Origin of the sequence: Pseudomonas sp. JS425, from assembly GCF_018223845.1 — a bacterium.
GTDB lineage: Bacteria > Pseudomonadota > Gammaproteobacteria > Pseudomonadales > Pseudomonadaceae > Aquipseudomonas > Aquipseudomonas asiatica.
Genome location: NZ_CP073661.1, coordinates 5794507 through 5814094 on the forward strand (window position 1 = coordinate 5794507; position 19588 = coordinate 5814094).

The window sequence follows — 19588 nt, forward strand, 5'->3', positions numbered from 1 at the left end:
GAATGAGCGGTAGCTTGCCGCAGTTTACCCGGCAGGCAAACGCCTGTATATGTATATACAAGTTAACAATAACAGGATTTTCACCGATGTCCGCCTACTTCGCCGAACGCGCCCTGCTACCCACGGGCTGGGCCAGCCATGTTCGCATCGAGGTCACCAGTGATGGCCATGTGGCCCGCATCGAACCAGGTGCCTCGGCCGAAGGCGCCGAGCGGCTGGCCGGCCCGCTGCTGCCCGGCATGCCCAACCTGCACTCGCATGCCTTCCAGCGCGCCATGGCAGGGCTGGCAGAAGTCGCCGGCAACCCCAACGACAGTTTCTGGACCTGGCGCGACCTGATGTATCGCCTGGTCGGCCAGATCAGTCCAGAGCAGCTGCAGGTCATCGCCCGCCAGCTGTACATCGAAATGCTCAAGGCCGGCTATACCTCGGTCGCCGAGTTCCACTACGTGCACCATGACCAGGCCGGCAGGGCCTACGCCGATCCGGCCGAACTGTCCCACCGCATCAGCGCGGCTGCAGCCGACAGCGGCATTGGCCTGACCTTGCTGCCGGTGCTTTACAGCCACGCAGGCTTCGGCGGCCAAGCCCCGAATGACGGGCAACGGCGCTTCATAAATTCCACTGAACAGTACCTGCAACTACAAGCGCAGCTGGCCCCGCTGCTGGCCGCGCAACCCGCGCAGCAACTGGGTCTGTGCTTCCATTCGCTGCGCGCGGTGACGCCCGGGCAGATCGCCGAAGTGCTGGCAGCCAGCGACAAACAGTGCCCGGTGCATATCCATATCGCCGAGCAGCAGAAGGAAGTCAACGACTGCCTGGCCTGGAGCGGCCTGCGCCCGTTGCAGTGGCTGTACGAGCATGTAGATGTGGACCCGCGCTGGTGCCTGGTGCACGCAACCCACGCAGAGCCGGATGAAGTCACCGCCATGGCCCGCAGCGGCGCGGTAGCCGGGCTTTGCCTGACCACCGAGGCCAACCTGGGCGACGGGATTTTCCCGGCAGTGGACTACCTGGCGCAGGGTGGGCGCATGGGCATTGGTTCGGACAGCCATGTGTCGCTGAGCGTTGTGGAGGAACTGCGCTGGCTGGAATACGGCCAGCGGCTGCGCGACCAGCGGCGTAACCGCCTGTATCGCGGCGACCAGCCGATGGTCGGGCGAGCGCTGTATGACGCTGCCCTGGCGGGCGGTGCGCAGGCGCTGGGGCAGGCGGTCGGGGAACTGGCCGTGGGCAAGCGCGCCGACTGGCTGGTGCTCGATGGGCAGGACCCTTACATCGCCATGGCCGATGGGGATGCGATTCTCAACCGCTGGCTGTTTGCTGGCGGCGATCGGCAGGTGCGGGATGTGATGGTGAATGGGCAGTGGGTGGTGCGCCAGGGGCGGCATGCGCAGGAAGAGCAAAGCGCGCTGGCGTTTGCCGAGGTACTGCGGCAGCTTTTGGGCTGATCTGCCGGCAGTTCTATCGCATTCGCGGGTAAACCCGCTCCCACAGGTGAGGCGCTGAACTCAGATACTGTGCAGTACCTGTGGGAGCGGGTTTACCCGCGAACACCGGCGAAGCCGGTGCCATAAATCGCGGTTGCGGGTAGGCCCACACCCACAACTACTCTGAACCTCAGTGCATCTTGACGATCTGCTGGTCAGACGCGCGCCAGATCAGCCGGCTGGTGTCATAACCCTGCTGCCGGGCCTTGGACATCAGGTTCTCGCGCTCCCAGGCTGGTAGCGTCGGCGTACGCGACAGCAGCCACAAGTGCTTGCGGTCCGGGCTGCCGACCACCGCCGTGCGATAGCGATCATCCACATACAGAATCCAGTACTCGCCCCTCGCCACCCCTGGCACCAGCTTGGTGAACCAGTTGTCGAACTCGACCCACAATTTGTCGGTGTGCCCTGGCTCCTGGATGTTCGCATGCCCTTCGGCGCGCAGCCATTCGTCACCCATGGTGCGGCAGCGGTTGAGCACGCCGAGGCTACCATCGAGTCTGAGGTTGTAGTGCGCTTCGGACTGCTCACAGCCGGTCTGGTAGCGCATTGGCAGGCGCGCCAGTTCGTACCACTTGCCCTGGTAGCGCTTGAGGTCGATGTTGCCCGCGGTCTTCGGCGCCAGCGGGTCGTGCACGGAGCCGGCACAACCGCCCAGCAGCAACGCCAGGCATACCCCCATCAGCAGATACACGCGCCTCATTTGAGACCCTGCCCTGAATACATGAGCACCTTGTCAGCCGCGTACTGCACACTGATGAAGCTCTTCTCGTCCCCCCAGGTGCAGCTGCTCATCCCCAGCGCGCCAGAGCACTCGGTCGGCGTGCCGAGCAGCTGCTCGACCTCGGCCTTGTTCATACCGGCCTTGATCTTGGAATAGTTTTCCTGGTTGATCTTGCTGCAGGCAGTCAGGACGACGCACAGCGACAACAGGGCGAGGGAACGCAACGACATGAAGGACACTCCTGGAGAGGGGATACAGGCGAGTGGCCTGCAGTGACCTTCGACGGTAAAAACCCTCCCAGGTTCCCTGCTCCCCCTCCTCTACCCCTACGCCATTGGTCGGATGGCCACTACTGTGCGATTAATCACAAAGCATTACCCCGCACAAACAAAAAGGCCGCCCCGTGCAGGAGGCGGCCTTGCGTCGCGACGGCCTGCGCAGCAGGCCACGAAACCTCAGAACCTGGACCCAGGTTCCAGCAAAAAGTCCATCTCTTCGCTGGTACTCGGCCGCTCCAGCACCAGGTTGCGGTGCGGGAAGCGCCCGAAACGGGCAATTACCCGCTGGTGCTGCTCGGCATAGTCGAGGAAGCCTTCGAACAACCGGCGGTTGGCTTCGGGTTGCTCGTCCAGCAGCACCTGGTAGCGCTCGACGCACAGGTTCTGCCAGTCCAGCACTTCGGCATGTTCCAGAACCAGCAGCACGAACACCCGCTGTATCGGCAGCAGTTGGTAATCCCAGTTCTTCTGCAAACCCTGCATCGCCACCACCTGGGCACGCCGGTCGCCCTCGAAGGCACGCGGCGTGTCGCGGTAGATCATGCGCGGCAACTGGTCCAGCAGGATCAGCAGGCCCAGCCAGCCCTGCGGGCTTTGCTGCCACTCGTCGAGCCCACCCGCCAGGGCATGCTCGACCAGGTCGCCAAACAGCGCATGGGCGTCGGCGTCATGATGCTTGCCGAACCACAGCGTGCTCTTCTCGTCAGCCACGGCCTGGGGACTGGTGCCCCAACCGAACCACCACTCCAGCAACGGCTGCCAAGGTGCGAGCATGACTTACTCCTTGTGGTAGGCGGTGACGCGCTCGACCTCTTCCTTCGAGCCGAGGATTACCGACACACGCTGGTGCAGGCTTTCTGGCTGGATGTCGAGGATGCGATCGTAACCGTTGGTGGAGGCACCGCCGGCCTGTTCGATGATGAAGGACATCGGGTTGGCTTCGTACATCAGGCGCAGCTTGCCCGGCTTGCTCGGTTCGCGAGCGTCACGTGGGTACATGAACAGGCCGCCACGGGTCAGGATGCGGTGTACGTCCGCCACCATCGAGGCGATCCAGCGCATGTTGTAGTTTTTCTTCAGCGGGCCGGTCTCGCCTGCCAGCAGTTCGCCCACGTAACGCTGAACCGGGGCTTCCCAGTGGCGCTGGTTGGACATGTTGATGGCGAATTCTGCGGTAGTTTCCGGCACGCGGATGTTTTCGTGGGTGAGGACGAAGCTGCCCAGTTCGCGGTCCAGGGTGAAGCCCTTGACGCCGTTGCCCAGGGTCAGGATCAGCATGGTCTGCGGGCCGTAGATGGCGTAACCGGCGGCGACCTGCTGGGTGCCTGGTTGCAGGAAGGCTTTTTCGTTCAGGGTTTCGTTCTGGCTCAGGTATTCGTTAGGGCAACGCAGTACCGAGAAGATGGTGCCGACCGAAACGTTGACGTCAATGTTGGACGAGCCGTCCAGCGGGTCGAATACCAGCAGGTAGGCGCCTTTCGGGTACTTGCCCGGGATCTGGTAGGCGTTGTCCATTTCTTCGGAAGCCATGCCGGCCAGGTGGCCGCCCCACTCGTTGGCTTCCAGCAGGATATCGTTGGAAATCACGTCCAGTTTCTTCTGGACTTCGCCCTGCACGTTTTCAGTGCCCATGCTGCCCAGCACGCCACCGAGGGCGCCTTTGGACACGTGATGGCTGATTTCCTTGCACGCACGCGCCACCACTTCGATCAGGAAGCGCAGATCGGCAGGGGTATTGTTGCTGCGGGTCTGCTCAATCAGATAGCGACTCAGGGTAACGCGGGACATGTATGGCTCCGAAAGGATTGGGGGATAAAAACCCCCGCAGTTTACAGGGAGAGTTGCAGGCTAGCGAGTGATGAGACTCGCAACGGCTCTCAGACGGCACAATAGGTCGGTAGTTCAGCGCGCGCCAGGCCGGTGGTCTGGTTGTGGGCCCATTCGCGGGCACGCCCGCTCCCACAGGGACTGCACAAGATTTCCAAGGTTGTGCAAATCCTGGGGGAGCGGGCGTGCCCACGAAGAGGCCGGCACAGGCTTACCTCAATCCAAAGCCTTCCAGATCTCGCTGGCATATTCCCGAATGGTCCGGTCCGAGGAGAACCAGCCCATCCGCGCGGTATTCAGCACCGCCATGCGCCACCATTCCTGCGGCGTGTGCCAAAGCTCCTCGACCCGTCGCTGGGCATCCCAGTAGGCATCGAAATCGGCACACACCAGGAAACGGTCATGAGCTACCAGCCCGTCGATCAGCGCGCTGTAGCGCGACGGGTCGTCCGGTGAGAACACCCCGCTGCGAACAGCCTGCAACACGTCGTTCAGGCGGCTGGACGCGGCAATCGCCGCACTGGCGCCAAAGTCACCGTCGCGCCGCCTGGCCTCCACCTGCTGCGCAGTAAGGCCGAAGATGAACATGTTTTCGGTACCCACCTGCTCGCTCATCTCGACATTGGCACCATCCAGGGTACCGATGGTCAACGCGCCGTTCAGGCCGAACTTCATGTTGCTGGTGCCGGACGCTTCGTAACCGGCGGTGGAGATCTGCTCGGAAAGGTCCGCCGCCGGGATGATGCTTTCAGCCAGACTGACGTTGTAGTTGGGCAGGAACACCACCTTCAGCAGGCCGCGCACGGTGGGGTCGTTGTTCACCACCCGGGCGATGTCGTTGGCCAGCTTGATGATCAGCTTGGCCTGGTGATAGCTGGCCGCGGCCTTGCCGGCGAAGATCTTCACCCGCGGCACCCAGTCGGTACCGGGGTCGTTGCGCATGGCCTGGTACAACGCCACGGTGTGCAGCAGGTTGAGCAACTGGCGCTTGTATTCGTGGATGCGCTTGACCTGCACGTCGAACAACGCCTCGGGGTTCACCGTAACGCCCAGGCGGTCCTGGATGATGCTGGCCAGGGCACGCTTGCTGTGCAGGCGCTGCGCGGCGAACTGCTTGCGGAAACCGCTCTTGTCGGCGAACGGTACCAGATTGGCCAGGCGTCCTTCGGGGTCGTCCAGCAGCTCAGGGCCCAGCGCCTCGATCAGCATCGCGGTCAGCTGCGGGTTGGACTGGTACAGCCAGCGGCGGAAGGTAATGCCGTTGGTCTTGTTGTTGATCCGTTGCGGGTAGAGCTTGTGCAGCTCGGCGAACACCGTGCTTTTCATCAGTTTGCTGTGCAGCGCCGACACACCGTTGACGCTGTGCGAGCCGAGGAACGCCAGGTTGCCCATGCGCACCCGGCGGCCATTGTCTTCCTCGATCAACGACACAGCCCGCAACACGTCGAAGTCGTGCAGGCCTTTCGCCCGCAGCGCGTCGATGTGGTAGGCGTTGATCAGGTAGATGATCTGCATGTGCCGCGGCAGCATGCGTTCCATCAGCGCAACGGGCCAGGTTTCCAGGGCTTCGGGCAGCAAGGTGTGGTTGGTGTAGGCCAGGGTGCCGACGGTCAGCTCCCAGGCGGTATCCCAAGGGATCTCATGCTGGTCGACCAGCAGGCGCATCAGCTCGGCCACGGCGATCGACGGGTGGGTGTCGTTGAGCTGGATGGCCGCCGCATCCGGCAGGTTGAGCAGGTTGTCGTGCATGTTCAGATGGCGGCGCAGCAGGTCCTGCAACGAAGCCGAGACGAAGAAGTATTCCTGGCGCAGGCGCAGTTCCTGGCCCGCCTCGGTGCTGTCGGCCGGGTACAGCACCCGCGAAATGCTTTCGGCCCGTGCCACCTCGGCCACCGCGCCCAGGTGGTCGCCGGCATTGAAGCGTTCCAGGTGCAGCTCTTCCAGCGCCCGCGCACGCCACAGGCGCAGGGTATTGACGCTGGCCCCGCGCCAACCGACCACCGGGGTATCGTAGGCCACCGCCCGCACGGTCTCGCCCGGCCACCACACCTGACGCTGCTGGCCGTGGGTGTCGTGCACCGTTTCGACGCTGCCGCCAAAGCTGATGGGGTAGATCACCTCGGCGCGCTCGAACTCCCAGGGGTTGCCGAAGTCGAGCCAGTTCTCGGTCTGCTCCTGCTGCCAGCCATCGACCATGGCCTGACGGAACAGCCCGTGCTCATAGCGGATGCCATAACCGTGAGCAGCGATGCCCAGGGTCGACATGCTCTCCATGAAGCACGCCGCCAGGCGGCCCAGGCCACCGTTGCCCAGCGCAGCATCGGGCTCGAGCAGGCGAATGCGCTCCAGGTCCACATTCAGCCCTTCCAATGCGTCGCGGGCAATGTCGAGCAGGCCCAGGTTGCTCAGGCTGTCATACAGCAGCCGGCCGATGAGGAATTCGAGAGAAAGGTAATAGACCCGCTTCTGGCTGCGGCGATACGCCTGGCGGGTGTGGTCCATCCAGTGATCGACCATGTGATCGCGCGCGGCCAGGGCGATGGCCTCGAACCAGTCGTGGTCGAAGGCGTGCTCTGGGTCCTTGCCAACCGCGTAGGTCAGCTTGTCCAGTACAGCGGCGCGAAATTCGGCCACCTCGGCGTCACGAGCTTTGGGTTCCTGGGACATGCGGCATCCTCGGGCAAGTTGACGAAAACGGAGGGAGACTGTTGAGCCTAGACCCTTCGACAGGGAGTGACAGTTAGCGTTCGCAGTTTTCATGCCCACTTTGCGATTCCGGCAAAAGGTTGTTCATAAATTGAACAATTCCGGTATGATCGCGCGCCCCAAGACCGTGATACACCCCATAAAGATGAAAACGACCCTGATCGCCGCAGCCGAAGTCGACCGCCTGGAGACCTGGCAGCGCTACACCAGCAACATGTGTCATGGCTGCCATTCGACCTGCTGCACCCTGCCGGTGGAGGTGAAGATCAAGGATCTGATCCGTATCGGCGTGGTCGACGAGTTCGAGAAAGACGAACCGCCGAAGAACATCGCCAAGCGCCTGCAGAAGGACGGCATCATCGAACGCTTCAACCAGAAGTCGGGGATCTTCACCCTGACCCGGATGAGCAATGATGACTGCCTGTATCTGGATCGTAAAAGCCGGCTGTGCACCATTTATGACAAGCGGCCGGATACCTGCCGCAACCACCCCAAGGTCGGGCCACGGCCGGGGTATTGTGCGTACAAGCCCAAGGTGGTCGGGCGCTGATCGCTAGACTTCAAGGGCCTCTTCGCGGGCTTGCCCGCTCCCACAAGGGTCGCGCAAATCATGGGTTCAGCGACACACCTGTGGGAGCGGGCAAGCCCGCGAAGGGCCGCAAAGCGGCCACTGCTGGCCAATTATGTGCCAAGCCAGAATTCTACTTTCCGCCAGAGGGAAAGCTCCTGCACGCACCACCCTGCTCCGCCGGTGGATGTCCGGGATAGGTCTGCGGCAGCACGCTGACCGGGCTGGTTGCGATAAAGCCATCAGCAAACTTCGCTTCGACGAACTGCGCCTGCCATCCCACCGCCGGCGGCGTGCGCTGCAGGGTGAAACTCTGCATGGGAGCGAGCGTCTCGGATTGGTAGCGCACCCCGCAGGCAAAACGGAAGTCGCGGTCCTGGCTGTTACTCGCCGTCCAGACCTTAACCGCCACTGGCGGCTCGGAGAATTCGACGCTCATCTGCCCGCCTTGCCCGTTCGGCGACACCTGCACGCTTGGCAGAGGGGCCCCATCGCGCAAGCGCGACACCGCAGGTACCAAGGTACTGACTACCGCTTGACGCACCCCGCCATGGTCGGAGTTCGGCAATACCCTGAGGCTGGTCTGGCCCGGCAGGCGCTGCTGATAATCGGTGACCGGGTCAGGGGCGAAGAAATCGTCACCACTGGCGGACACCAGGTACTTGGGAATGGCCAGACGCTGCCTTTTCTCGTTCAGGTACTGCATCGGGTCCATCATCGCCATCAGCTGCTCGAAAGCCGGGGTGCCCAGCTGTTGCAGGACACCAGCCTGCTGGTAGGAACCCAGCGCCAGGGGCCAGTGACCACCATAGCGCTTGCGCAATCCGGCCAGCATGTCCGAAGTATCCGCGACGTCGATCACACTGGGCACGATGGCCATCACCCGCTCATCGGCCAATGCCGTGAGCCATGCGCTCCAGCCGCGCTTGGAGGCACCCGTGATAATGAAGCGGTCCACCGTGAGCCCTTGCCCTGCCAGCTCTTGCTCGGCCAGATCCATCGCCCGGCTTGCCGCCGCGGCCATCGGCACGTGCAGTGGCAATTCCGGCGCGGCGCCGCGAAGCGCATGAGCCCAGGTATGGGCCACGGCGTCATCCTCGCGCAAGGGCTTCTCGTTATCGTTGAAGGTCACGTACTGATTGGGCACATCGCTGATCATGACCACGGCCATCCGTGCCTTGAGGGCGACTTCGCGCAATGCCTCGCGGGTATAGTCCGGGGTTTGCGCCGGTCCGAACCGTACACCGTTGTTCACCACCAGCAAGGCTTTGCCGGGCACGGCATTGTGCGGGATATGCAGCTCGACATCATGCTCCCAGCGGCGCGGCTCAACCACCGGCGCTGGCTCCCAAACCTGGGAAACCATCTGCAAGCGACGAAACACATAACCAGGCTCGGAGGTTTGCTCGAGCAATACCGCTTCCAAGGGTGCCTGACGCACCTTGCCAATATGGCACTGGACAACATCCTGCGGACGCAGGCTGGCACAATCCTGCATGGTGCAAGCCTGCAAGCCAGCCATCAGGCAGGGGATGGCCAGCGCTAAACGGTAATTCATGTGCATGCTTCCTGCTTCGAGAAAGCACTTCACGCTAGGCATCACAACAAGCGCGCACAAGTCGCAAAAGGCCGTGAAGGATGCAACCTACATCAGCTTGAGATATCACCTACAAAAACCTGCGTCAGACAAACAAAAACGCCCCCGTCCTTTCGACCGGGGGCGTTTTCGTTTCAGCTCAAGCTAGACGATCAAGCCTTGGCTTTCTTGGCAGCGCGGGTACGCTCGCCTTCGTCCAGGATCTTCTTGCGCAGGCGGATCGACTTCGGAGTCACTTCGCACAGCTCGTCGTCCTGGATGAATTCCAGGGCCTGTTCCAGGGTGTGGCGAACCGGCGGTACCAGGGCGATGACTTCGTCTTTGCCCGAAGCACGCATGTTGTCGAGCTTCTTGCCTTTGGTCGGGTTCACGCCCAGGTCGTTGTCACGGCTGTTCAGGCCGATGATCTGACCGTTGTAGATGTCCTGGCCGTGCTCGATGAACAGCTTGCCGCGAGCCTGCAGGGTTTCCAGCGAGTAGGTCAGCGCCTTGCCGGTCTCGATCGAAACCAGTACACCGTTCAGACGACCGGACATCTGGCCGGCTTTCATGGTGTCGTAGCGATCGAAGATCGAGGTCAGGATGCCAGCACCGTTGGTCAGGGTCAGGAACTGGTTACGGAAACCGATCAGACCACGAGCAGGTACGTTGTACTCCAGACGTACACGGCCTTTGCCATCCGGCGCCATGTTGGTCAGGTCGCCTTTACGCAGGCCCATTTCTTCCATGACCTTGCCCTGGGATTCTTCAGGGATGTCGATGGTGACGTTCTCGAACGGCTCCTGCTTCACGCCGTTGACTTCGCGGATGATCACTTCAGGGCGGCCTACAGCCATCTCGAAGCCTTCACGACGCATGGTTTCGATCAGAACCGACAGGTGCAGCTCACCACGGCCGGAAACCTTGAACTTGTCAGCCGAGTCGCCTTCTTCAACGCGCAGTGCAACGTTGTACAGCAGCTCTTTGTCCAGACGTTCCTTGATGTTACGGCTGGTGACGAACTTGCCTTCCTTGCCGCAGAACGGCGAGTCGTTGACCTGGAAGGTCATCGAAACGGTCGGCTCGTCAACGGTCAGTGGCTTCATCGCCTCGACGTTGTTCATGTCGCACAGAGTGTCGGAGATGAACAGCTCGTCGAAACCGCTGATGCAGACGATGTCGCCAGCCTGGGCTTCTTCAACGTCGACGCGGTGCAGGCCGTGGTGGCCCATCAGCTTGAGGATACGGCCGTTACGCTTCTTGCCTTCGGTGTCGATGGCAACAACCGGGGTGTTCGGCTTGATACGACCACGGGCGATACGGCCAACGCCGATAACACCGAGGAAGCTGTTGTAGTCCAGAGCGGAGATCTGCATCTGGAACGGGCCATCGACGTCAACGTTCGGCGCCGGTACGTTGTCGACGATCGACTGGTACAGCGGGGTCATGTCTTCGGCCATGTCGGTGTGGTCCAGACCGGCGATGCCGTTCAGGGCCGAGGCGTAGACAACCTGGAAGTCCAGCTGGTCGTCGGTGGCACCGAGGTTGTCGAACAGATCGAAGATCTGGTCCAGAACCCAGTCAGGACGCGCGCCCGGGCGGTCAACCTTGTTGATCACGACGATCGGCTTCAGGCCAGCTTCGAAAGCCTTCTTGGTCACGAAGCGGGTTTGCGGCATCGGGCCGTCCTGGGCATCGACCAGCAGCAGCACGGAGTCGACCATCGACATTACACGCTCAACCTCGCCACCGAAGTCGGCGTGGCCGGGGGTGTCGACGATGTTGATGTGGTAGCCGTTCCAGTTGATGGCGGTGTTTTTCGCCAGGATGGTAATGCCGCGCTCTTTTTCCTGGTCGTTGGAGTCCATCACGCGCTCGTCGTTGAGCTCGTTACGCTCCAAGGTGCCGGACTGGCGCAGGAGTTTGTCGACCAGGGTGGTTTTACCATGGTCAACGTGGGCGATGATGGCGATGTTACGCAGATTTTCGATCACAACTGTATCTCGATCAGAGGATTCGGTTGCCGCCAGTGTAGGCGGCGAATATGTACGGTTTGAGGCTCAGCGGGCCCGGTGGTCGGGAGGGCGATGGCGGATGCTGCCGCCATACAGCCCTGGCGTCTTATGCCGGACGATAAACACGCACATTGGCATGTCCCTCACTGAGCAGGTGGTGTGCGTGCAGACGGCTCATCACACCTTTGTCGCAATACAGCAAGTACTGGCGGTTGGCATCCAGCTGCTTGAACTTGCTGTTGATGGCATAGAACGGCATGGCCTGGACTTCGATACCGTCCAGCACCAGAGGTTCGTCTTCCTGGGCATCGGGGTGACGAATGTCGATGACGATCTGGCCGGGCAGCGCCTCGGTCACTTCCTCGATTTCGATGTCCTTGCCCAGTTCGTCGATCACATGGTCGATGGAGATCAACCGGGCGCGTTCCAGGGCGCGCTCCAGCACGGCCATGTCGAACTGCTTCTCTTCATGCTCCATGCGGTGGCGCTTGGCGTGGGTGGTCGGGTTTACCGAGATCACGCCGCAGTATTCTGGCATGTGCTTGGCGAAGTCGGCAGTGCCGATCGCGTAGGCCTGGTCGATGATGTCCTGCTTGTGGCTGGCCAGCAGGGGGCGCAGCACCAGCTTGTCGGTGGCCGAGTCGATGATCGACAGGTTCGGCAAGGTCTGGCTGGACACCTGGGAAATCGCTTCGCCGGTGACCAGGGCATCGATCTCCAGGCGGTCGGCCATGTGCGCGGCACCACGCAGCATCATGCGCTTCAGCGTCACACCCATGTAGCTGTTGTCGACCTTGTTCAGAATCTCGCCGACCACTTCCTCGAACGGCACGCTGATGAACAGCACGCGCTGGCTGCTGCCGAACTTCTTCCACAGGTAGTGAGCCACTTCCATCACGCCCAGCTCGTGGGCACGGCCACCGAGGTTGAAGAAGCAGAAGTGGGTCATCAGGCCGCGGCGCATCATCTGATAAGCCGCCACGGTGGAGTCGAAGCCACCGGACATCAGTACCAGTGTCTGCTCCAGGGCGCCCAGCGGGTAGCCGCCGATGCCCTGGTGCTGGTTATGGATCACGTACAGGCGCTGGTCGCGGATTTCGATGCGCACCAGGACTTCCGGGTTCTTCAGCTCGATGCCGGCGGCGCCGCACTGCTGGCGCAGCTGGCTGCCGACGTAACGGTCGACGTCCATAGAGGTGAAGTCGTGGTGACCACCGCGCTTGCAGCGCACGGCGAAGTGCTTACCGGCCAGCAGGTGGCCGAAGTGCTGCTTGCACTTGGCGACGATGTCATCGAAGTCGCCGAGCGGGTATTCCTCTACCTGCAGGAAGTGGGTGATACCCGGGGTGCAGGTGAGGCGCTCGATCATCTCGCGCTGGACCTTTTCGTCTTCGACGCGGGTGACCACTTCGAGATTGTCCCAGACACCATCGACCACGAGCTCAGGATCCAGGTCCTTGAGCACGTTGCGGATGTTCTTGCCGAGCTGGCGGATGAAGCGCTTGCGCACCGGCCGGCTCTTGATGGTGATTTCTGGGAAGACTTTGACGATAAGTTTCATTGGTTAACAGCGCGCGCAGGGCCTGCCGAAAATGAGGGGCGCGAATTATAGCGGAAATTGCTCAGGATTTGACCAACTTTTGTACAGAAGGTCGGATTTATATTGCCTGCACCGGCCTCATCGCCGGCAAGCCAGCTCCCACAGGCTATCCACAGTTCTCAAGACCTGCGCCCTACCTGTGGGAGCTGGCTTGCCAGCGATGAGGCCCTCAAAGAAAGCACATAACTCAAGCAATGCACACTATTGGTGCACTGCTACCAAAATTCGCATCTTAAGAGTGCACTTTTCCCCAGCAACCCACCCCCAGATGCCCGCAAACGCCCCCTTTTATCCCGCCCTCGCCATTTTCGGGCACTGGCATGCAATTTGCTCCCTTGTGAGGCAGGTAAGCTTGGCCGACTATCCGCGCCCGGCAACACCCTTTTTCCAGGGCAGCGGCCCACCGCGCTCTAGACCATCCGGAGGACAACATGTCGAAGTCGGTTCAACTCATCAAAGATCATGACGTCAAGTGGATTGATCTGCGTTTCACGGACACCAAAGGCACTCAGCACCACGTGACCATGCCGGCGCGTGATGCACTGGAAGACGACTTCTTCGAAGTCGGCAAGATGTTCGACGGTTCCTCCATCGCTGGCTGGAAAGGCATCGAAGCCTCCGACATGATCCTGATGCCGGTCGACGAAACTGCCGTACTGGACCCGTTCACCGAAGAGCCGACCCTGATCATCACCTGCGACATCGTCGACCCGTCGAGCATGCAGGGCTACGATCGTGACCCTCGCGCCATTGCCAAGCGCGCCGAAGAGTACCTGAAGAGCACCGGCATCGGTGACACCGTATTCGCAGGCCCGGAGCCAGAGTTCTTCATTTTCGACGAAGTGAAGTTCCAGTCGGACATCTCCGGCTCGATGTTCAAGATCTTCTCCGAGCAAGGCTCGTGGATGACCGGCGCTGACGTGGAAGGCGGCAACAAAGGCCACCGTCCAGGCGTGAAGGGCGGCTACTTCCCGGTTCCGCCGTTCGACCACGACCACGAAATCCGTACTGCCATGTGCAACGCACTGGAAGAAATGGGCCAGACCGTCGAAGTTCACCACCACGAAGTGGCGACTGCCGGCCAGAACGAAATCGGCGTCAAGTTCAACACCCTGGTGAAGAAGGCTGACGAAGTACAGGCGCTGAAGTACGTCGTGCACAACGTTGCCGACGCCTACGGCCGCACCGCTACCTTCATGCCGAAGCCACTGTACGGCGACAACGGCTCGGGCATGCACGTGCACATGTCGATCTGGAAAGACGGCAAGAACACCTTCTCGGGTGAAGGCTATGCCGGCCTGTCCGACACCGCCCTGTACTTCATCGGCGGTATCATCAAGCACGGTAAGGCCCTGAACGGCTTCACCAACCCGTCGACCAACTCCTACAAGCGTCTGGTCCCAGGCTTCGAAGCCCCGGTAATGCTGGCCTACTCGGCTCGCAACCGTTCCGCCTCGATCCGTATTCCTTACGTCGGCAGCCCGAAAGCCCGCCGTATCGAAGCTCGCTTCCCGGACCCATCGGCCAACCCATACCTGGCCTTCGCGGCCCTGCTGATGGCCGGCCTGGACGGTATCCAGAACAAGATCCACCCAGGCGATGCTGCCGACAAGAACCTGTACGACCTGCCGCCTGAAGAGGCCAAGGACATTCCGCAGGTTTGCGGCAGCCTGAAGGAAGCTCTGGAAGAGCTGGACAAGGGCCGTGCGTTCCTGACCAAGGGCGGCGTGTTCTCCGACGACTTCATCGATGCCTTCATCGAGCTGAAGAGCGAAGAAGAAATCAAGGTCCGCACCTTCGTTCACCCGCTGGAATACGAGCTGTACTACAGCTGCTGATCTGATCGGCGCCTCGCGCCGATGACATGATCACGAACGGCCTCCTTCGGGAGGCCGTTTTCGTTTCCGTGGCTGCGTCCTCGATTTCATACAGAACCGGCAGATGCCGCTGACATTTCGCCGCCCCCCTCAGCACGCAGGGTAGGCGTCCCTTCAGTCAAAGGACATCACGCCATGCGCAAACTTCTACCTGCAATGATTACCGTATCCGCCCTCCTCACCGGCTGCGCCAGCAATGGCACCGCGCCAGGCCAGGCAACGTCACAGGTGCTTCACCGCGCCACCGGCAGTTGGGACGGTACTCCCTATCTCGATTACCCCGAAGGACGACCAGTGCTGTCGCTTGTGAAAGTCAGCATTCCCGCCCACACCACCCTTGGCTGGCACTGTCACCAGGCGCTCAATCTAGGCTATCTGACCGAGGGACGACTCGAGGTGGAAACCCGCGACGGCAAGCGGACAAGCCTGGTTGCAGGCCAGACGCTGGCCGAACTTCAAGGGGAAGTGCACCGCGGGCACACCACTGGGCAGCCCGCCACTGTCATGGTGTTCCACGCAAGCAATGAAGACCTTGCGTTTTCAACGCCAGAAGCCGAATGCCCGCCAACTGTGCGATAAACCCTGAAACCACCTATGCTCCATATTGGTGCGCGCTGTGGACTAACGCCCCCGAATGCACCCCAAAAGCGATCACATGAACCGTTTAATCAGTTCATTCTGGTGCGAATTTTCCCGTTTCCAGGGCTTTATCGGCAAATTCCGCTTCTTTTCGGAGCCTTGGTTTGGTTCTTGCATTTTTTGCCCAAAGACTGGAATCAGCGGATCCACCGCGCGCCCGACCATGGCCGCGCCCATGCCCGACACGCGCCAAAAGAGGTCGACGACGCCCTATGACCATCAGCGATGCCCAGCACCGTCTACTTCTGGACAACCTGACCACCGCCACGCTGCTGCTCAACGCCGAGCTGCGCCTGGAGTACATGAACCCGGCCGCGGAAATGCTTCTGGCAGTGAGTGGCCAGCGCAGCCATGGGCAGTTCATCAGCGAGCTGTTCACCGAGTCGACCGAAGCGCTCAGCTCGCTGCGCCAGGCGGTCGAGCAGGCGCATCCGTTCACCAAGCGCGAAGCGCAGCTCACCTCGCTGACCGGGCAGACCATCACCGTCGACTACGCGGTTACGCCGATCCTGCACCAGGGCCAGACCCTGCTGCTGCTCGAGGTGCACCCGCGCGACCGGCTGCTGCGCATCACCAAGGAAGAGGCCCAGCTGAGCAAGCAGGAAACCACAAAGATGCTGGTACGCGGCCTGGCCCATGAAATCAAGAACCCCCTCGGCGGCATTCGCGGCGCAGCTCAGCTGCTGGCCCGCGAGCTGCCTGAAGAAGGCCTGCGCGACTACACCAACGTGATCATCGAGGAAGCCGATCGCCTGCGTAACCTGGTCGACCGCATGCTCGGCTCGAACAAGCTGCCGTCGCTGGCCATGACCAACATCCACGAAGTGCTTGAGCGGGTCTGCAGCCTGATCGAGGCCGAAAGCCAGGGTTGCATCACTTTGGTGCGCGATTATGACCCCAGCCTGCCTGACGTATTGGTCGACCGCGAGCAGATGATCCAGGCGGTGCTCAACATCGTGCGCAATGCCATGCAGGCGATCAGTTCGCAGAACGAACTGCGCCTGGGCCGCATCACCCTGCGCAGCCGTGCCCTGCGCCAGTTCACCATCGGCCATGTGCGCCATCGCCTTGTGGCGAGGGTGGAGATCATCGACAACGGCCCGGGCATCCCGCCGGAACTGCAGGACACCCTTTTCTATCCCATGGTCAGCGGTCGCCCGGACGGTACCGGGCTGGGCCTGGCCATTACCCAGAACATCATCAGCCAGCACCAGGGCCTGATCGAGTGTGAAAGCCATGCAGGCCACACCGCATTCTCGATCTACCTGCCCCTGGAACAAGGAGCCACCGCCTCATGAGCCGAAGTGAAACCGTATGGATCGTCGACGATGATCGCTCCATCCGCTGGGTCCTGGAAAAAGCCCTGCAACAGGAAGGCATGACCACCCAGAGCTTCGATAGCGCCGATGGCGTCATGGGCCGCCTGGCACGCCAGCAACCTGACGTGATCATTTCCGACATCCGCATGCCGGGCACCAGCGGCCTTGACCTGCTGGCACAGATCCGTGAGCAGCACCCGCGCCTGCCGGTCATCATCATGACCGCCCACTCCGACCTGGACAGCGCCGTTGCGTCGTACCAGGGCGGTGCATTCGAGTACCTGCCCAAGCCATTCGATGTGGACGAGGCGGTCTCGCTGGTCAAGCGCGCCAACCAGCACGCCCAGGAGCAACAAGGGCTGGATGTGCCGCAGAGTCTGGCGCGCACCCCGGAAATCATCGGTGAAGCACCGGCAATGCAGGAGGTGTTCCGCGCCATCGGCCGCCTCAGCCACTCCAACATCACCGTGCTGATCAACGGTGAGTCCGGTACCGGCAAGGAGCTGGTGGCCCACGCCCTGCACCGCCACAGCCCGCGTGCGGCCTCACCGTTCATCGCCCTGAACATGGCAGCCATCCCCAAGGACCTGATGGAGTCCGAGCTGTTCGGCCATGAAAAGGGCGCCTTCACCGGCGCCGCCAACCTGCGCCGAGGGCGCTTCGAGCAGGCCGACGGCGGCACCCTGTTCCTCGACGAGATCGGCGACATGCCCGCCGACACACAGACCCGCCTGCTGCGAGTGCTGGCCGATGGCGAGTTCTATCGCGTGGGCGGCCACGTACCGGTCAAGGTCGATGTGCGCATCATCGCCGCCACTCACCAGAACCTGGAGTCGCTGGTGCAGGCCGGCAAGTTCCGCGAGGACTTGTTCCACCGCCTGAACGTGATCCGCATCCACATTCCGCGGCTGGCCGACCGCCGCGAAGATATCCCTGCCCTCGCCCGCCACTTCCTCGCCCGCGCCGCCCAGGAACTGGCGGTCGAACCGAAGATCCTCAAGCCGGAAACCGAGGAATTCATTTGCAATCTGCCGTGGCCGGGCAACGTACGGCAGATGGAAAACACCTGCCGCTGGATCACCGTGATGGCCTCCAGCCGCGAAGTGCTGATCGGCGACCTGCCGCCGGAGTTGTTGAACCTGCCACAGGACGCCGCACCGGTAACCAACTGGGAGCAGGCCCTGCGCCAGTGGGCCGACCAGGCGTTGGCGCGTGGGCAGACCAGCCTGCTGGACAGCGCAGTGCCGAGCTTCGAGCGGATCATGATCGAGACGGCGCTCAAGCACACCGCTGGCCGTCGGCGCGATGCGGCACTGTTGCTGGGTTGGGGACGCAACACCCTGACGCGCAAGATCAAGGAACTGGGGATGAATGTGGCGGGGGGCGATGATGAGGAAGGTGACGAGCACTGAGTTCCAGGTAAACCCATAGTTCTCTGGGGCTGCTGCGCAGCCCATCGCGACACAAGGTCGCTCCTACAGGAGAATGCGATCCCCTGTAGGAGCGGCCTTGTGTCGCGATGGGCCGCAAAGCGGCCCCAAACATTTCAGCCCTTCGATGCACCGATCCTGTGCCCGATGCACCTCACTAAGGCACAAATCCCCTCAAAAAACGGCCAATTCACCCTGAAAGCCCAGATTCACGGGCTTTTCAAAACTGGCACGCCCCCTGCAATAAACAATACATATCCAGTTTCGGGGGCCCTGGTACAGGCAGGCCGGGTGAACCCCTCTTTTATTCGCAACATCGCCAGTTTTGGGGACCTCGGTACAGGCAGGCCGGGCCATCCCCTCTTTATACGCAGTACCCCTTTCGGGGACCCTGGTACAGGCAGGCCGGGATATCCCCTCTTTTATTCGTGCAGTTTCACCTGCAACCGCCAGCGCCCAGCGTCCTCTGCACCGGCCCACTCGCCGTGCAGGGGGCGCGCGGCCACCACCGTCAGCAACAGCCCTTCCTTGCTATTCTGCACCCGCCAACTCACAGGCTTGCCCTGCAGGCTCAGTTGCCCTTGCCGGGCCTTGCCTTGGGCCTGGAACAACAGTGCTACGGTTCCGTCCACATTCTCGCCATGCAGCTGAGGCTCTTCGTTGAACCACAGCTCCAGGCCATCCTGCACCACCTCCACCTGCTGCAACTCGCGCTCGTCGGGTGTAGTCAGGCGGCCGATCATCAACCCTACCATCAAGCCGACGATCGCCAGCGACAGCATCACCCGCGGGAACGCCTTCGAACGCACGTCCGGTTCGGGGGTAGAATGCCCGTCATCTTCACGCTTGGAGCCGTGCATGTTTCACGTCATCCTTTTTCAACCAGAAATTCCGCCGAATACCGGCAACATCATTCGCCTCTGCGCCAACAGCGGCTGCGACCTGCACCTGATCGAGCCCATCAGCTTCGAACTGGACGACAAGCGCCTGCGGCGCGCGGGGCTGGATTACCACGAGTATGCCACGCTCAAGCGCCACGAGAGCCTGGCCGGATGCCTGGAAAGCCTGGGCAACCCACGGCTGTTCGCCTTCACCACCAAGGGCTCGCACCCGTTCCACGAAGTGGCTTACCAGCCGGGTGATGCCTTCCTGTTCGGGCCAGAAAGCCGCGGCCTGCCGGCCGAAGTACTGGACAGCCTGCCGGCCGAACAACGCCTGCGCCTGCCGATGCGGCCGGGGTGCCGCAGCCTGAATCTGTCCAATACCGTGGCTGTGACGGTGTATGAGGCGTGGCGGCAGAATGGGTTTGCCGGCAGTTGATGCGCTGCCTGCACTGGCCCTATCGCCGGCAAGCCAGCTTGTGTCTTCAAGGTCTCTTAAACTCGAAAGGGTGAGAGCAGTGGATGGCAGACTGAAAGCCAGGTGTGCTCTAAAGCACGAGTGGGAGCCTAGTCGCCATCCACCTCCCACTCTGACCTAAGCCCGAACAGTTGAATGAGTGGCGAACTCGCAGTCACAAGCTAGGGCTAAGTCAGAGTG

16 protein-coding genes are annotated in these 19588 nt (G+C 61.8%); 7 read left to right on the plus strand and 9 right to left on the minus strand.

Annotated elements, in window-relative coordinates; all coding sequences use genetic code 11:
• Positions 1-86 precede the first annotated feature (86 nt).
• Complete coding sequence (locus tag KDB76_RS26625; protein WP_013974564.1) at positions 87-1451, plus strand: formimidoylglutamate deiminase; 1365 nt, start codon at positions 87-89, stop codon at positions 1449-1451.
• Positions 1452-1620: 169 nt separating this feature from the next.
• On the opposite strand, the gene KDB76_RS26630 is transcribed toward KDB76_RS26625, so the two are convergent.
• From KDB76_RS26630 to KDB76_RS26650, 5 genes are all read right to left on the minus strand, one after another.
• Complete coding sequence (locus KDB76_RS26630) at positions 1621-2193, minus strand: lipocalin family protein (RefSeq protein ID WP_003259870.1); 573 nt, start codon at positions 2191-2193, stop codon at positions 1621-1623.
• A complete protein-coding gene (gene bamE, locus KDB76_RS26635; RefSeq protein ID WP_003249234.1) occupies positions 2190-2444 on the minus strand; it encodes an outer membrane protein assembly factor BamE in 255 nt (84 codons plus the stop codon). Before bamE ends, KDB76_RS26630 begins: the two co-directional genes overlap by 4 nt.
• 225 nt (positions 2445-2669) lie before the next feature.
• Positions 2670-3266: a DUF924 family protein gene (locus tag KDB76_RS26640; protein ID WP_013974567.1), complete on the minus strand. Its 597-nt coding sequence runs from the start codon at positions 3264-3266 to the stop codon at positions 2670-2672.
• A gap of 3 nt (positions 3267-3269) precedes the next feature.
• Positions 3270-4280 (minus strand): class 1 fructose-bisphosphatase, encoded by a 1011-nt coding sequence (locus KDB76_RS26645; protein WP_013974568.1) that lies wholly within the window; start codon positions 4278-4280, stop codon positions 3270-3272.
• A 255-nt stretch (positions 4281-4535) separates the two neighbouring features.
• Entirely contained in the window at positions 4536-6986 is a 2451-nt protein-coding gene (locus tag KDB76_RS26650) for a glycogen/starch/alpha-glucan phosphorylase (RefSeq protein WP_038410198.1), read from the minus strand.
• A gap of 184 nt (positions 6987-7170) precedes the next feature.
• Here KDB76_RS26650 and KDB76_RS26655 point away from each other — a divergent pair, with 184 nt between their 5' ends.
• Positions 7171-7575 carry a YkgJ family cysteine cluster protein gene (locus KDB76_RS26655; protein WP_003259873.1) on the plus strand — a complete coding sequence of 135 codons (405 nt, stop codon included), beginning with the start codon at positions 7171-7173 and terminating at the stop codon, positions 7573-7575.
• 151 nt (positions 7576-7726) lie between these two features.
• Here KDB76_RS26655 and KDB76_RS26660 read toward each other — a convergent pair whose 3' ends face one another.
• The 3 genes from KDB76_RS26660 to thiI all read right to left on the minus strand — a co-directional run bounded on the left by KDB76_RS26660 (position 7727) and on the right by thiI (position 12745).
• Complete coding sequence (locus tag KDB76_RS26660; RefSeq protein ID WP_038410199.1) at positions 7727-9151, minus strand: PhoPQ-activated pathogenicity-related family protein; 1425 nt, start codon at positions 9149-9151, stop codon at positions 7727-7729.
• 191 nt (positions 9152-9342) lie between these two features.
• Positions 9343-11163 (minus strand): translational GTPase TypA, encoded by a 1821-nt coding sequence (typA, locus tag KDB76_RS26665; RefSeq protein ID WP_003259874.1) that lies wholly within the window; start codon positions 11161-11163, stop codon positions 9343-9345.
• A gap of 127 nt (positions 11164-11290) precedes the next feature.
• Positions 11291-12745, minus strand: a complete 1455-nt coding sequence (gene thiI / locus KDB76_RS26670) for a tRNA uracil 4-sulfurtransferase ThiI (RefSeq protein WP_013974574.1) — start codon at positions 12743-12745, stop codon at positions 11291-11293.
• A gap of 470 nt (positions 12746-13215) precedes the next feature.
• Between thiI and glnA the strand changes: the two genes are divergently transcribed.
• The 4 genes from glnA (at position 13216) to ntrC (ending at position 18031) form a co-directional block, all read left to right on the plus strand.
• On the plus strand, positions 13216-14622 hold the full coding sequence (gene glnA / locus KDB76_RS26675; protein ID WP_015272115.1) for a type I glutamate--ammonia ligase: 1407 nt from the start codon (positions 13216-13218) through the stop codon (positions 14620-14622).
• Positions 14623-14796: 174 nt separating this feature from the next.
• A complete protein-coding gene (locus tag KDB76_RS26680; RefSeq protein ID WP_015272116.1) occupies positions 14797-15240 on the plus strand; it encodes a cupin domain-containing protein in 444 nt (147 codons plus the stop codon).
• A gap of 272 nt (positions 15241-15512) precedes the next feature.
• Positions 15513-16598 (plus strand): nitrogen regulation protein NR(II), encoded by a 1086-nt coding sequence (gene glnL / locus KDB76_RS26685; RefSeq protein WP_038410200.1) that lies wholly within the window; start codon positions 15513-15515, stop codon positions 16596-16598.
• Positions 16595-18031, plus strand: a complete 1437-nt coding sequence (ntrC, locus tag KDB76_RS26690) for a nitrogen regulation protein NR(I) (RefSeq protein ID WP_038410202.1) — start codon at positions 16595-16597, stop codon at positions 18029-18031. The genes glnL and ntrC overlap by 4 nt, the downstream gene beginning before the upstream one ends.
• Before the next feature lie 440 nt (positions 18032-18471).
• On the opposite strand, the gene KDB76_RS26695 is transcribed toward ntrC, so the two are convergent.
• The gene (locus tag KDB76_RS26695; RefSeq protein WP_015272117.1) at positions 18472-18909 is read right to left on the minus strand and encodes a hypothetical protein; all 438 of its coding nucleotides are present in this window, start codon (positions 18907-18909) and stop codon (positions 18472-18474) included.
• Between KDB76_RS26695 and trmL the strand changes: the two genes are divergently transcribed.
• Positions 18908-19369, plus strand: coding sequence for a tRNA (uridine(34)/cytosine(34)/5-carboxymethylaminomethyluridine(34)-2'-O)-methyltransferase TrmL (trmL, locus tag KDB76_RS26700; protein WP_013974580.1), 462 nt, complete (start codon positions 18908-18910; stop codon positions 19367-19369). The genes KDB76_RS26695 and trmL overlap by 2 nt on opposite strands.
• The last annotated feature ends 219 nt before the right edge of the window (positions 19370-19588 follow it).

Excerpts from the sequence above, each read along its gene's own strand:
- glnA (WP_015272115.1), top strand. The coding sequence starts at position 13,216 with ATGTCGAAGTCGGTTCAACTCATCAAAGATCATGACGTCAAGTGGATT.
- KDB76_RS26650 (WP_038410198.1), bottom strand. The coding sequence starts at position 6,986 with ATGTCCCAGGAACCCAAAGCTCGTGACGCCGAGGTGGCCGAATTTCGC.
- bamE (WP_003249234.1), bottom strand. The coding sequence starts at position 2,444 with ATGTCGTTGCGTTCCCTCGCCCTGTTGTCGCTGTGCGTCGTCCTGACT.
- glnL (WP_038410200.1), top strand. The coding sequence starts at position 15,513 with ATGACCATCAGCGATGCCCAGCACCGTCTACTTCTGGACAACCTGACC.
- KDB76_RS26630 (WP_003259870.1), bottom strand. The coding sequence starts at position 2,193 with ATGAGGCGCGTGTATCTGCTGATGGGGGTATGCCTGGCGTTGCTGCTG.
- trmL (WP_013974580.1), top strand. The coding sequence starts at position 18,908 with ATGTTTCACGTCATCCTTTTTCAACCAGAAATTCCGCCGAATACCGGC.
- KDB76_RS26655 (WP_003259873.1), top strand. The coding sequence starts at position 7,171 with ATGAAAACGACCCTGATCGCCGCAGCCGAAGTCGACCGCCTGGAGACC.
- KDB76_RS26640 (WP_013974567.1), bottom strand. The coding sequence starts at position 3,266 with ATGCTCGCACCTTGGCAGCCGTTGCTGGAGTGGTGGTTCGGTTGGGGC.
- KDB76_RS26680 (WP_015272116.1), top strand. The coding sequence starts at position 14,797 with ATGCGCAAACTTCTACCTGCAATGATTACCGTATCCGCCCTCCTCACC.
- KDB76_RS26645 (WP_013974568.1), bottom strand. The coding sequence starts at position 4,280 with ATGTCCCGCGTTACCCTGAGTCGCTATCTGATTGAGCAGACCCGCAGC.
- KDB76_RS26625 (WP_013974564.1), top strand. The coding sequence starts at position 87 with ATGTCCGCCTACTTCGCCGAACGCGCCCTGCTACCCACGGGCTGGGCC.
- KDB76_RS26695 (WP_015272117.1), bottom strand. The coding sequence starts at position 18,909 with ATGCACGGCTCCAAGCGTGAAGATGACGGGCATTCTACCCCCGAACCG.
- KDB76_RS26660 (WP_038410199.1), bottom strand. The coding sequence starts at position 9,151 with ATGAATTACCGTTTAGCGCTGGCCATCCCCTGCCTGATGGCTGGCTTG.
- thiI (WP_013974574.1), bottom strand. The coding sequence starts at position 12,745 with ATGAAACTTATCGTCAAAGTCTTCCCAGAAATCACCATCAAGAGCCGG.
- ntrC (WP_038410202.1), top strand. The coding sequence starts at position 16,595 with ATGAGCCGAAGTGAAACCGTATGGATCGTCGACGATGATCGCTCCATC.